This is a genomic window from Gottfriedia acidiceleris (assembly GCF_050457485.1).
GTDB classification, from domain to species: domain Bacteria; phylum Bacillota; class Bacilli; order Bacillales; family Bacillaceae_G; genus Gottfriedia; species Gottfriedia acidiceleris_D.
On the sequence record NZ_JBCMJM010000008.1, the window covers coordinates 202,932 to 216,669 of the forward strand.

Genomic DNA, 13,738 nt, shown 5'->3' on the forward strand with positions numbered 1-13,738 from the left:
ACTCCCCTAATATGTAACAGATTTTCGATTATTTATTATATTTTTATTCTGATTCAATTAAACGTTTTACTGTATCAGTAATCGTTAAGCCCTTTAAGTGAGGGACACAGAATCCTTTAAGTGTATCAACACTATCTATCCAACTTTTCGAAATCGATTCCATTGCGTTCATTGCCCCTGCCAATGCTCCGACCATTGCCGGCATACTATCGGCTTGTTTTGGTAACATAAGCGATAGCATGATACTCTTTTCGAAATTTCCTTCTGTAGCAAGAATTATAGCATAGGCAACTGCTAATGTCTCAGGAGCAATATTTCCATAGTTATAAATTGAGTTGACTAATTGATTATTCCAAAGCGGAATAGCAGCAAATCCATCATTATTCGTTGAATCCAAAATCGAAAATGCTTGGTTAATTTTTCTACTTAACCATGTATTTTCGGGGATTTGTTTTAAACCCTCATCAATAATCTCCCTTGGTGAAGCTCCACTAAGAGCAATTGCAATACTTGCAGCCATTGCCTTTGCAGCATATACTCCATCTTCTGCGTTCGTAATGGATGCCATTTTTTCTGCGACTGCTGCCGCTTTTTCAGGATTCCCATTAAACTTAATGCCAATTGGTACTGCTCTAGCAACAGCTCCATCATCGAAATGATGAGGATTGTCATTTCCAGTTGCAGGTGGAATCAAGCCTTTTTTAATATTTTCAATCGAAGCACGCTCACTAATTCCGCTCCAAATTTCGCTTTCGTGATCAACAACAAGCTTTTTCCACTGTTTAAAAAATTCTTCATCACTAAATTGATTACTTTCAAGTAATGTAAGTGCGGAAATCATCGCAAATTCAGTATCATCAGTACCTGAAAAATCTAGAATACTTTCATTCATTGCATGTGTAAATGGTAATGAGAACTTATTAATCTTATGTTCATCAGTCTGTTTACTAAAGTCCCAAAGGCGATTCCTTCTTCTAGTAGGTAAAACCGACGTGCGATGGTACATTGCCGGAAATCCTAATGAATCTCCAACTGCGAGTCCTAAAAATGCTCCACAGGCTTTACTATATAAAGTTTGGTTATTCATTAAATCCTCTCCCAACTATGACATCTGTAAATTTTTCACTTAAATCACGAATGTCAATTCCTTTTGTTTTCTTTACACATACTCCTTTAATAACATTTATTCTACTCTTCCAGTCTTCTGGAATTACACTAGCACCGTTTAATGCCCCAGATAATGCACCATTCATTGATGCAATCGTATCCGAATCACGACCAATATTCGTTCCACCTAAAACAGCTTGTTTATAATCTCCCTTGGACGCAGCGAATACACCATACGCTAAAGCCGTCGCTTCAGGTGCAACGTCAGCCCATGGATAATAGAATATCGACACTTTATTGTAAAGCTCTTCCATTGCTTCTTGTACATTGGAATATTTCATCCCTATATTTACAGCTTCACTTATTTTACGATAAGACCATGAATCTTTCGGTAATACGTCTAGTCCATTTTGAATAACCTTTTCCCACGAATCTCCAGTCATCGCATAAGCAACACTAGCAGCAATCGCCATACCACAATAGACCCCATCCCTGTCGTGGCTAATTCTTGCTTCAATTTCTGATATTTTTGCAGCTTTTTCTGGGTCTCCAGCAAAATAAACACCAACTGGAGCGATTCGCATGGCTACACCATCACTCCACATTTCATGATTATCCATACCAGAATAAGGAGCAACTAGACCTTTTCTTAAATTAAAAATCGCATCAACTTCGCTAAAACCTCCACCTTTAAACCCACCGTTTTGGTCTAATAAGTATTGGCTCCATTCATTTGTCATATCGCGATAAGTTAAATTTTCACCATATTTTAGTAAAATTAAGGAAGTTAACATCGAGTACTCTGTATCATCTGTCCCAACAGGATCTTCTGAAATGAAACCATCCACCCAATTGTATTTCTCTCTAATTCCCTCTAGCGTCATCCCCTCAGTTGGCGCGCCAAGTGCATCACCAACAGAAAGACCAATTAGACATCCATATACTTTTTCGTAGATTTCTTTTCGATTCATTCTATTCACCTCGTTTAATTAATCAAAAAATGTGTTTGATTGTATTAGAAAAGGCAGCTAACGCTACCTTTCATAAACACCATCTTTATAATTCCTCTACAGCAAAATGAGAGATTATCGATTCACCTTGCTCTAACATTGCAAATCCGATCATACCTCGATTAAATCCATCGTGCTCAAATGAGAGGATTTCTTCATTATTAATAGATAAGTTGATTTCATTCCCTATGCACTTCAGTTCAAACTGATACTCTTCTTCATGTTTCCATTCAAAAGGAACAGAGTATAACCGTTCAATTCCAAAATCGTTCACGATGAGTGAAACTTGATTTTTCCCATCAAAGCCAGCTTGGTAGTGACGTTCTACACCAGACGCTCTAAATAGTAGATTGTGAGAGTCACCTTTCTTTGGGAAAATAGATGCCTGTACGATTACATCCTTTGTATAATAGTTTCCTGTAAATGATGCACAGTCTGTTAAACTACTAACCTTCATTTTTCCGTTTTCAAGAGTCCACTCTCCTCTATGATGAGAAAATGGAGTTACGCTAAGAAATTCAATTGCTTGCTTAGAAAAATCGATAGAATAGCATGACTTTCCAAAAATCCTGAATTCATCAACATACAATTTACCAAAAGCTCTTTTTGTTAATTCAGACGGACTTTCAATGATAAAGCCTACTTCATCTATTAAATCTCCACCAGTATCTGGAACGACGAATTCGATCGAATTCCATTCATCATCTGTCAGTTTAATAGAATTCAGTTTTACCGTTTCTTTCGAATAAGATTTTCGTACATAAGGTGTTAAAATAAAGTCTTCACCTTGAATTTTATCTGAATAAATTTTTAAAGAGACATTTTGTCCGCTATAAATCTGAGGTGCAAAAGTTGGTTTATATTTTTCATCATTAAATTCTTCTCTTCGGTAGAACGGTTTATAGAAAACTTTACTACTTTCACCTTTTATCATTCTGTCGATAAAGATCTCAAGTGATCCTTTTCTTTGATACCCTTGTTCGGAGCTGTGTCTTAAAAAGGTTTTAAAAGGGAAGTCCGTTCGGAATCCATGAGTTGAACCTGGTAATGTGAAATCAAAATAAATTTCTTCTTCTAGATAACTATCACTTAATTCAACAGGTGGCTCTTGATTTGCCATCTTGTATCCTAAGATTGCTAGAGATTTAGAGAACGTAGGGATATCTAAAATATTTAAATAACCAGAAACACTTGAAGTGGCAATAAAATCATTAATTGGCTTTCTATAAACATCAGTTATACCGCTTATTCCGGTGAAAACGCCTAAAATTGTCCCAACGTTGCCAGCATTACAATCTGTATCCCAGCCGCACATTGTTGCAATTTCAATTGTTCTTGCAAAATCACCATTTCCATAAAGTAAAGAAAGGACACATACACCTGCATTTGGTATGATATGACAAATTCCTGGGTATTTATCATATCCCCATTCGTCCTCAAGATATTGACGGCATAGGCGGAAGTCGTTTGGCACCTGCTTATGAAAATCAAGAACCGCTCGAACAACTAAAGCATAAGTAGAATCTTCTGGAATCTCTTTTAAGCCAGCATCAATAATCTCACTGATCGATTTTGCAGAAAATGCTTGTGCAATACATGCTGCAATAAATCTCGCCCCGAATAACCCATTTTTGTCGTGTGATACGCTTGCTGCAATCTCAGCATAATCAGCTGCTTTTTTCGGTTGATTTGGAAATAATAACCCCCAGCTATCTACGAATATTTGTCCGCCAATTTGCTCTGCAAGGACCATTCCATTTACTTCAGCAGAACCTGATTTTGGCGCGGAAATACCTTTTTTCAGATTATTGTAGGCTGTGTGTTCTGTACTAATCCCCTCGCCGCCCCACCAAAACATTCCGATTCCTTCACGTGTATAGTTAAGCCATGCACGGCCAACGTCTTCTGGAGTTAATTCACGATCTATTGCATCATCATATAATGCGCGAAGGAAGAACACCGGCCCATTTGCATCATCATCTGCTGAGAACGTTTGATAATCTTTTAAATATCCCTTTATATCGCCATAAACGTCTTGAATTATTTCTGGTGTCCACTCAGTAGGCTCTACTGGAGCACCAAGTCGGATTCCAGCATTCATTCCTAAAAATCCAGCATATACCTTCTCTAAATAATCATTCGAAATCATTTCATTCACTCCACTTCCAGGTTACACTTATGCTCACAGCAATCTTTTTCTTTGTTCATTAACACTTAAATCTTGTAAAATAATCTCTTTTGCAACTTCAGCAAATGTATCCGATAATTCGGTTAAGTTCATTTTATTTTTTGATTCTAATAGTAAAATATCTTCCTGTTGAATAATTTCAGATCCATATTTTGCGCCAAGGATCACACCAATCATTACGCCAATGGAATCCGTATCACGCCCCGAATTTACACCATCATAAATTGATTTGTAGAATTTACCATTATTTAAAACGATAAATGCCAACGCCATTGGTAGCTCTTCAATTGAAAACAGTCTACTCGGTGTATAATGATTTGATGGAATGCCCACTTTCTCAATTTTTCGATGGACATCATCTTTCATTGGTGAAAATTTAGCAATGACGTTTTGGAATGTTTCAATGACTTGATCCATTTCTGCATGCTCTGAACGTAGTATTCTTGCCGCTTCAGTCATTTCAATGATCGCTTGTTTTGTACCGTCTTTTGCAAAGTAGATAGCCGTCTCAACAATTTCATCAATGCTAACATTTTCTTCAAAAGCCTTTGCTACACATGCAGCTAAAACACCTGCTGCTTCAAGCCCGTAACTGCTTTGATGGCCCATCGCAAATAAAATAGCTTCATCATAAGCTGCTTTCGGATTGCCTGCATTAACGATTCCAATCGGGGCTATGTACATAGCTGCTCCACAATTAATCATGTTTCCAATTCCAGCTTCCCTTGGTTCACAATTCGCTAAAACATGACGCATGAATATATATTTTTCAGGATAAAAAAGTCGATCAATAATTAATGCTTCACGACCAAATTCAGGAATATACGTCTTCTTAAAAGCAATCTCTTTCACGAATTCATTCCCAACATCGTAAGCATCAAGATGTCTTTTTTCCTTTAAATAAACATTAATTAAGGCTGCGGTCATCAAGGTATCGTCTGTTACGATACCTTGTCCGCGCATTTTACCAAGCGTTACTTCATATGGAGCATCTTCTTTATACCAACTTGTATTCAATGATTCTACTCGTCTATATTTCTCTTTTATTTCTTCATAGGTTAACTTTTCAATCGGAGCCCCAAGTGCATCACCTAAGGCAGTTGACAGAATAACACCTCTTACACGATCCTGAAACGATACCATATTAAGAACTCCTTACTTTATATTGTCATTTGCATATTTAGTAAGCTCATCTCCACCAGCTTTTTTCCATTCTTTCACAAATTTGTCAAAGTCACTTACTGGACGTTTTCCTGTAATAATATCAGTTGCGTACTCTTTATAAAGATTTTCCATCGCATCCCAATTTGCTACAAATTTCTCTGGCAAAATAAAACTATTATCTTCTGTATAAGATTGTTTAACTAAATCTTGTGATTTTAAAGCAGGCTCGCTTAATAGTGGTGTTTTTAATGGTTGCTCTGTTTTAAATTCTGTAGGTTCCCAATATCTAGCAAACCATTCACTATAATATTTATCTGTTAAAGCAATTTGACCATTTTCAATTTTATATTCTTCATTCTCAAATCCAAGTCGATCTAACATTTGACCTTTTGGACTTGCTAAGTAATCTAAAACTTTGAACACTAGATCTTTATGTTTTGATTGAGAAGAAATCGCATAACCACGAGATTCTTTCGTTACATCTGTCTCTCCAAAGCCTTGATAAATACCTTTTGCAGCCGGAAGAACGACTAATTCAGCTTGCTTACCATTCACTTCAGTCATTTTACTATTGTAAAGATCGATAACTTTACCATTCGTTCCAGTAATAATTGCTGCTTCACCATCATAGAAAGCTTTTTCTTTTGTATCCCATTGTTTTGTTAAGTATTGAGGATCTAAGATCCCATCTTTATAAAGCTTACTATAGTAAGCTAGTAATTCTTTTTCATTATTTGATACTTTTGAGTAAACATATGTGCCGTCACTATTTTTTAACCATGTTTGGTTAATTCCAAATGCCATTTTAAACATAGAATCTAATTCTGAAATATCTCCTGCAGCTGTTAAACCATAAGCAGGTTTTTTAGCCCCTCCTGAATGTGTAGAAACTAATTCTTTTAAAAACTTATAATAATTATCTGTTGTTGGATTTGCCATTAATTCTTGAGAGCTAGCCATTTTGTCAAACCAGTCTTTTCGAATAACAGGTGTCTTTTTATCAAGAGGTTTAATCCATAATAAGTAAGGATAATTTTTTAATCTTTCTTCGTTATATGGTTGAAGTAAATTTTTAATATACTTAGACTTATTAATATATGGAGTTAATTTTTCTAAAAGTTGTTGTTGTGCAATTTGTTGATCTCCACCTTGGAAATAAATTAAATCTGGAATATCTCCACCTGTTAATAGTAGATTTAATTTTTCAGCATAATCACCTTGTGGAACTTCTACTAGTTTAAATTTCACATTAATGTTTTCGTCCCTTTTTAAGGCTTTTTCTAAGGCATTGTAATATTTTACTGAAGCAGGATTTGATGGTGAGTCGTCTTTTGCAACCACACGGATAATTGTTTTTCCATCGGCTGTTTTGTCATTCCCATTCGTTGCTTTATCATTCGAACAAGCAGCTGATGTAAATACTAATAATGCACTAAAAATCAACATAAGTAATTTCTTCATTGTTTTTTTACCCCCTGATTTAATGTGTGTTATTTTTAAAAATTAGACTAGCTATTAGTCTTTTACTCCACCTTCAAGCGCACCTTTAGCGTAATATTTTAAAATTAATGGATACAAAATTAGTAAAGGTATCATTGAAATAATGATTGTCCCTGCTTGTAGGGAAGAAAAATCTAGGTTAGCAATTTGTTTATAAGACCCACCAGTTAAGTTTCCTAGCATTGAAGTATTATCTCTCATTACAACAAATTGTCTTAGCACAACTTGCAATGGCCATTTATGTGGATCCGTAATATAAATGGTCGCTCTGAAATATTCATTCCAGTGATAAACCCCATAAAATAATCCCAATGTTGCAAGTGCAGGTTTTGATAGGGGTAGCATAATTTTAGTAAAAATTTTGAAATGTCCTGCCCCATCTATTCTTGCGGCCTCTAAAATACTATCCGGAACATCTTCAAAGAATCTCATTAAGATGAATAAATAGAATATATTAATTGCCTTGTAAAGAATTAAAGAAGAGTAAGTATTGAGTAATCCAAGATTTTTAACAAGTAAAAATTCCGGGATTAATCCTGGTTCGAAAACCATTAGAACAATAAGGAAAACCATGATAATTTTTTTTCCTACAAAGTTCGTTCTAGCTAAAACATAGGCTGCCATTGCAGTCAAAAACAGGTTTAATGCAGTACCAACAATTGTGATTAAAAACGTGTTGAAAATACTACGTATAATTAGTGGATTTGAAAGCAATATTTTATAATTAATCAAAGAAAAACCTTCTGGCAAAATACTTAAACCTTTTAATTTATGTACTTTTAAAGGATCGGAAAGGGACATTGCCAGTAAGTTTAAAATTGGAATTAATATTGATAAAGATAGTAAAAACAACACTAAATAGATAACCGCTCTTGTCAAATTAATCTTCTTCAAATCTACACCTCCCTTTTACCAAACACCTTTACCTGAAATCCTTTTTGAGATAAAGTGCGTTCCAAGAATTAAAACTACGCCAATTACACCCTTAAATAAACTAGCCGCTGTTGCATAGGAGTATTGAGCATTTAAAATACCAATTCGGTACACATACGTATCTAAAATATCTACAACACTAATAACTGAGTCATTCATTAAGTTAAACACTTGATCGAATCCAGCGTTTAAAAAGAAGCCTAAATTTAAGATAAAAACAGTTACGATTGTACTTGTTAGTTCGGGTAAAGTAATATATCTCATTTGTTGTAAACTTGATGCACCATCTATCCGCGCTGCCTCATATAGAGATGGGCTGATTTTCATAATTGCTGCTAAGTAAAGAATCGAGTCCCATCCAGCAGAACGCCACATTTCTGAAAAGACTAAAACCCAACGGATATGACTCTTACTAGTCATAAAATCGATAGATGGTAGATGAAAAAAGTTACGAATAACATTGACACCACCATCTTGTGGATTTAATAGACTAATCCAAATTCCGGCGATGACAACCCATGATAGAAAGTGAGGCAAATAAACAACTGATTGAACGTACTTTCTAAATGGTCCTGTTCGAACTTCATTGATTAACAGTGATAAAATAATCGGAATCGGAAAAATAAAAATGATTTTCATCGTGCTGATAATAACCGTATTTTTTAATACATCTAAGAAAGCCGGTGAGTTAAACAAAACTTTGAAATGCTTCATCCCTACCCACACATTGTCTCCAATAATCCGATAGTCCTGAAAAGCAAGCTTCATTCCTAGCAAAGGAATTACATTAAAAATAAAGAAATAAACAATTGCCGGAAGAAGCATTAAATAAATGACCCAATCTTTTTTAATTTTCGATAACGTGGTCTTTACCTTCATGTTTCAACCCCTCTTTCCATAACAGGTCTACTTCACTTCGATATGGCATACCGGTTTGAGCACCTTTTTTCGTAACAGATAATCCTGCTACGACGCTTCCGAATCGGATACTGTCATAAAGATTTTCCCCTTCAGAGACCGCTACAGCAAACCCTCCAGAAAATGAATCTCCTGCACCAGTTGTATCGACTGGTTCTACTTTTATAACGGGTACACGAATAATTTCTTGTCCATCATAATAAACAACACCGTTCGTTCCACATGTAATAATTAATTGATTTGGATAGTTCTTAAGTATCTCTTCCATTGGAAGTTTGCTATTAAAAACGATTTCATACTCGTGTTCATTTGGTGTTAAATAGGTGATCTTTTCTAGTAAATATTTTTCTATTTTTTGAGCAGGAGCAGGATTAACAATTATTATTTTTCCTTTTTCATGTAGAATAGGAATCAAATACTCCAACAACTCGATCGGTGTTTCCATTTGGAATAAAACGACATCATACGCAAGCAATTCGTCTAACACTCTAGTAATATAGTTAACATCTGTAAAATCATTTGCCCCAGGTACAACTAGAATTCGATTCTCACTATTACATATTTCTATAAATGCAACACCAGTATGGCTTCCTTCTACAAAATTTAAATTTGTTATATCTACTGTTTCATTTTTCATATTTTCGATAAAGATTTCGCTAATCTCATCTTTACCAACTGAGCCAAATAATGCTACTTCAGCACCTAAACGAGAAGCGGCCACAGCCTGGTTAGATCCCTTACCTCCTACAGATAAAAAGAATTGGTTTCCTAATAGCGTTTCACCTATTTCCGGTAATTTTTCTGCTTCAACAAAATAGTCGATATTAATACTACCTACAATTGCAATCTTCCTCACTAGTTATCTCCGCCTCATCAAAAGTAATCTTCATTAGCGGTGCATGTTGTTGCGCACCATATACATCTCTGTCTCCTACACTTCCTGAAGAGACATCTCTTTCTATCGTAATTTTGATTCCCAAAGCTTGGTCAAAGAAAACAAGATGGTGAACCTGTTCTTCGCGTAAATTATATAAATGACAAATTGTCTGTTTCGTAATCTTGCCTGAATTTTTTACTAGTTGATAAACTCGTTCTGAATCAAATAAAATGTCCAGTGTGACTTCAAATGGACCTGAATTTTTACTTCTAAGCACTTTCGCTAAATCAAATAATGTAACCATTACTTTGCCCTCCTACAAGTACTCAACTCGAAACGGATTGTGATTAATTTCCATTAAATGATAAATAGAGAACTCGTATACCGCTCCAAATTCGACATCACTTGGTGCAAATGGAAATGCTAGATTCCCTGCAGTAGACTTACGCTTTTCATAACCAAAGTGTAGAAAGGTTGATCTGACTGTCGCACATATACTATTTGCTAGTTCTTGAGTCTTGGCAATAACCTCAAATAAAACACCAATTTCATGGCCCTTAAATGACTCTATTTCTTTTGAGCCAAGAACTGCATCCATTCCATAATTTAAAAAGTTAATTTTGTAATCATTTCGGTCAATCTCTGGATAATATTCAAAAACTTGTTCCATTACTCGGTCTTCAATTTCATGAATATTTTCGATTAAAATTGGATCCCTAATCCCTGCCATAACAAATGTTCGATACGCAGCCTTTTTTGCACCTTCAAGTTTAATAAATGTAGTATCTTCAGGAATGAAACGGCTTTTCGAAACTTCTACAACGCCATTTCCAGCATCATGAAACTCACAATCACTTAAATCTAGTCTAAATCCAGGTCCGTGTAATAAGTATGGATGTTCTTTTTCATAGAAAGTATGAGCTGCCACACTAATCGGCGTGCACTTTCGTAATGGATTTAATGATTCGACTGTGAAAGAATCTTCCTTTAAAACTCCTAAAATACTATCCTTTGTAGTTCCAGGTTCGGCACACAGTGCACCACATTCTAAAATTTTACCTAAATGATATGCTAGTCCTGGATCTTTTTGATGATAGATCCCAATTGCCGCAAATGGCGATGGATCATAAGCCCGGCCGCATATGATAATATCACTATCATTCTCTAAAGCTTCTAAAATAGGTTCATGACCCATTTGGGCAACAATTTGAATGGTTTCTTTAATCGTCTCTTCTTCTAATTCAGGAATATTCTGACTTAAAGGTTTAATTTTATGAGAACGATTTGCTTCAATAATTTCCTCCTGTGTAAAATCAGCCCAAATCACTGCGATCTTAGCACTTAATTCTTTATCTTTTAATATCTTCTTTATAATTGAAATCGTTGATTCTACATGTGGTCGCGCTCCCGCTCCACCAGCAGATCCAATAATAATTGGTATTTTTCGTGGAACGCCATTTGTAATGATTAATTCTAAATCTTTCATTAATGCTCGTTCACTAACGATTGAAACACCTGCACCTAATTTATGAGGACCGGCATCCGTAGATCCAGCATCAACGACAATTCCATGTATTTTATCTTTTAGTCCATTTAAAAATGAAGCGGCTGGAAATCCATACCCAAGCATCCCACACGGGGACAAGATTTTAATTTCTTCTGACATCATTTCTACCTTCTAACATAGTCATTTTTTGTTTATGTGTAACCGGTTACATATCCTGTAAAAATAAAAGCTAATCTTAAGATAGCATTTTTACAAAACTTATATGTAACCGGTTACATAAGATAATCATAATAACGAATTCTCAATACGTCAATAACTAATTTCAAATTTTTTAGAATTACCTGATTATTTTTTCATGAAATACAATTTCATCAAAAGAAAGAAGTCCTTAAAAATAAAGTTTCAAAAACAAAAAACTCATTCGTATTGAATGAGTTTTGCTAATCAATATTACCTTATGGGAAACAACTTTTCCAAATTCCATTCATTTTTACAGTTTGTAAGCCTTTTTCCACACAATCTAAAGCAGCTCGTGCTGTATCACTTGGACGATTTCCACCAATCCAAGAAAGATTTTTATGGAGGAATACTATCATACGCATTTCAAACCCGTCAATAAAATTTGCAAACTGACCTAAATAGAAGTGATAACTTAATAAATATATGCATGAAATACCTCCATAAAATCACTTGTTTTCTATATTTTATGACCATTCTCTCTTAAAAAATTATACAAAAATAGAATTTTTTATGAAAAGTTGTTTTTTTATATCTTAAAAATAATAAAGCCGTTATCTTAGGACAACGACTTATAACTATATATTATTAAATTGAAATATTAATCCAAAATCTCATGTAATATCTTTTATTAGCTTTCTTTTAACACTTTCCTCATTAAAATTAATCATTATATTTCATACTTAGTAGACCTTGTTTGAGAAGAAATCGAATGAGTCGAGATTATTCCATCTTTATTTACCTTAATCCCATGTAAAATCCCACCATATGCAGCTGCGCCATCAATACAAATCTTCGTTTTACAAGGTGAATACCAAATATCGAATTTACCTTCAGTCTTGTGAAGTATTGACGTTGGAGTATGGCCAAAAATAATTGTTTTATTTGTTTCATTCTTTCCGTAATGGAACTCATCGCGAATCCAATAAAACTCCTTCTCAGTCGTTTCTTTCCAATCTTCAAGATTCAGATCGACTCCGGCATGAACGAATACATAATTTTCCCATTCGAAATACAATGGTCTAGATTTAATAAATTGTAGTTCAGATTCAAATTGCTCTTTCATTAATTGCGCTACTTCATTAGGGCCTCTTTTATTTGTAATTTCAAATTTAAAAAATGAATTAATTGTTTCTAAACCACCTTGTCCGTAATAATACGCTTGTTTAAACTCAGGTTGCTCTAGCCAGTCCAATAACATTTGCTCATGATTTCCTAGTATAACAACCGCTCCATATTCTTTTTCTAGTTGCTGCGCCCTTATCAATACCTCGTATGGATTTTCACCACGATCTACTAAATCTCCTAGTAGTACTAACCTTTCATTATCTGGATTCCATTGTTTAAGTAATATTTCTAATTCATTTGTGCTTCCGTGTATATCTCCAATTGCAAAAATCGCATCCTTAACCATACATCCAACCCTTTCTGTAAACCTATTATTCCCATTAAATTGTTTAAATAATATAAATAGTTTAACAAATATGAATTACTAAAGTAAGTTATCCGTCTTATTGCTTTTTTACGTAATAAAATTTATTTTATTGTCCAACTTTGAACTAGGATAGTTTTTTTACCACAGGGAATAATGAAAAGGTAAAATTTTGGTAAAGGGGATTTTTGAAATGAGTAATGAAAATAAAGATTTAAAAAGTAGTGACTTTTTTATTGCAGATTTAACTAATGATGCGAAGAGTAAGATTGAGAATTTGGAAGAGGAATTGGATATTACTTTGGTTGCTTATGATTGTAAGAAGTGAGTTTTAGATAATAAGGTAAAACGACTGCTATTAGTTAGTCAGTCGTTTTATTTTGATAATTGAAGTTATTTTTTTCTTTTACAAAATAGAATCCTGTTCCATTTTCTTGCGGAACAAAACCTTGCTGTGCAGAAATATTTTCAACCCTGTTTTGCTCTTCAACAGTAACTGTTGTAAAGAAATCTCCACCACTAAAACCTTCAGAATAATTTTGTTCTTCTACAATATGAACACTTTTTGAAGAACCGCTAATTTCATTACTGACTGGTTTTAAAAAGAAAATCAACAAAAAAACGATCACAGTAAAAGTTAAAATAAGAAATAATATTACTCTAAAAAACTTCTCTATTATACTCACCTATTTCTTGATATTACTATTTAAAACCATTTAAACCCCAACATATACTATGTTAATCCAAAGTGATGAATTAAATTTAAACTTAGACCAATGTTGACCTTTTCTTTCCATCTCCTATCTGATGAAATGATTGAAACCAGAAAACTAAGTAGGCTTAATAGGATACTAATACAATTTAA

The 13,738-nt window shown here is 34.3% G+C and carries 14 protein-coding genes; 1 reads left to right on the forward strand and 13 read right to left on the reverse strand.

The window, feature by feature from the left end; genetic code table 11:
* Positions 1-43 precede the first annotated feature (43 nt).
* The 12 genes from ABEY15_RS09710 to ABEY15_RS09765 form a co-directional block, all read right to left on the reverse strand.
* Positions 44-1,087 carry an ADP-ribosylglycohydrolase family protein gene (locus ABEY15_RS09710; protein WP_429889842.1) on the reverse strand — a complete coding sequence of 348 codons (1,044 nt, stop codon included), beginning with the start codon at positions 1,085-1,087 and terminating at the stop codon, positions 44-46.
* Positions 1,080-2,078: an ADP-ribosylglycohydrolase family protein gene (locus ABEY15_RS09715; protein WP_429889843.1), complete on the reverse strand. Its 999-nt coding sequence runs from the start codon at positions 2,076-2,078 to the stop codon at positions 1,080-1,082. Before ABEY15_RS09715 ends, ABEY15_RS09710 begins: the two co-directional genes overlap by 8 nt.
* Positions 2,079-2,163: 85 nt before the next feature.
* Positions 2,164-4,266, reverse strand: a complete 2,103-nt coding sequence (locus tag ABEY15_RS09720; protein ID WP_429889844.1) for an ADP-ribosylglycohydrolase family protein — start codon at positions 4,264-4,266, stop codon at positions 2,164-2,166.
* Positions 4,267-4,299: 33 nt separating this feature from the next.
* Positions 4,300-5,448, reverse strand: a complete 1,149-nt coding sequence (locus ABEY15_RS09725; protein ID WP_429889845.1) for an ADP-ribosylglycohydrolase family protein — start codon at positions 5,446-5,448, stop codon at positions 4,300-4,302.
* Positions 5,449-5,460: 12 nt separating this feature from the next.
* On the reverse strand, positions 5,461-6,930 hold the full coding sequence (locus ABEY15_RS09730) for an extracellular solute-binding protein (protein WP_429889846.1): 1,470 nt from the start codon (positions 6,928-6,930) through the stop codon (positions 5,461-5,463).
* A 54-nt stretch (positions 6,931-6,984) separates the two neighbouring features.
* Positions 6,985-7,863 (reverse strand): carbohydrate ABC transporter permease, encoded by an 879-nt coding sequence (locus tag ABEY15_RS09735; protein ID WP_429889847.1) that lies wholly within the window; start codon positions 7,861-7,863, stop codon positions 6,985-6,987.
* 15 nt (positions 7,864-7,878) lie between these two features.
* A complete protein-coding gene (locus ABEY15_RS09740; protein WP_429889848.1) occupies positions 7,879-8,781 on the reverse strand; it encodes an ABC transporter permease in 903 nt (300 codons plus the stop codon).
* Positions 8,750-9,676 (reverse strand): ribokinase, encoded by a 927-nt coding sequence (locus tag ABEY15_RS09745; RefSeq protein ID WP_429889849.1) that lies wholly within the window; start codon positions 9,674-9,676, stop codon positions 8,750-8,752. Before ABEY15_RS09745 ends, ABEY15_RS09740 begins: the two co-directional genes overlap by 32 nt.
* Positions 9,651-10,001, reverse strand: coding sequence for a DUF4387 domain-containing protein (locus ABEY15_RS09750; RefSeq protein ID WP_429889850.1), 351 nt, complete (start codon positions 9,999-10,001; stop codon positions 9,651-9,653). The genes ABEY15_RS09745 and ABEY15_RS09750 overlap by 26 nt, the downstream gene beginning before the upstream one ends.
* 12 nt (positions 10,002-10,013) lie before the next feature.
* Positions 10,014-11,363 carry an acyclic terpene utilization AtuA family protein gene (locus ABEY15_RS09755; RefSeq protein ID WP_429889851.1) on the reverse strand — a complete coding sequence of 450 codons (1,350 nt, stop codon included), beginning with the start codon at positions 11,361-11,363 and terminating at the stop codon, positions 10,014-10,016.
* 296 nt (positions 11,364-11,659) lie between these two features.
* Positions 11,660-11,806, reverse strand: coding sequence for a hypothetical protein (locus tag ABEY15_RS09760; RefSeq protein WP_429889852.1), 147 nt, complete (start codon positions 11,804-11,806; stop codon positions 11,660-11,662).
* A gap of 305 nt (positions 11,807-12,111) precedes the next feature.
* Positions 12,112-12,855, reverse strand: a complete 744-nt coding sequence (locus ABEY15_RS09765) for a metallophosphoesterase family protein (protein ID WP_429889853.1) — start codon at positions 12,853-12,855, stop codon at positions 12,112-12,114.
* Between the two features lie 211 nt (positions 12,856-13,066).
* On the opposite strand from ABEY15_RS09765, the gene ABEY15_RS09770 reads away from it, so the two are divergent.
* Positions 13,067-13,201, forward strand: coding sequence for a hypothetical protein (locus tag ABEY15_RS09770; RefSeq protein ID WP_429889855.1), 135 nt, complete (start codon positions 13,067-13,069; stop codon positions 13,199-13,201).
* A 34-nt stretch (positions 13,202-13,235) separates the two neighbouring features.
* Here ABEY15_RS09770 and ABEY15_RS09775 read toward each other — a convergent pair whose 3' ends face one another.
* Positions 13,236-13,490 (reverse strand): hypothetical protein, encoded by a 255-nt coding sequence (locus ABEY15_RS09775; RefSeq protein ID WP_429889856.1) that lies wholly within the window; start codon positions 13,488-13,490, stop codon positions 13,236-13,238.
* Between the last annotated feature and the right edge of the window lie 248 nt (positions 13,491-13,738).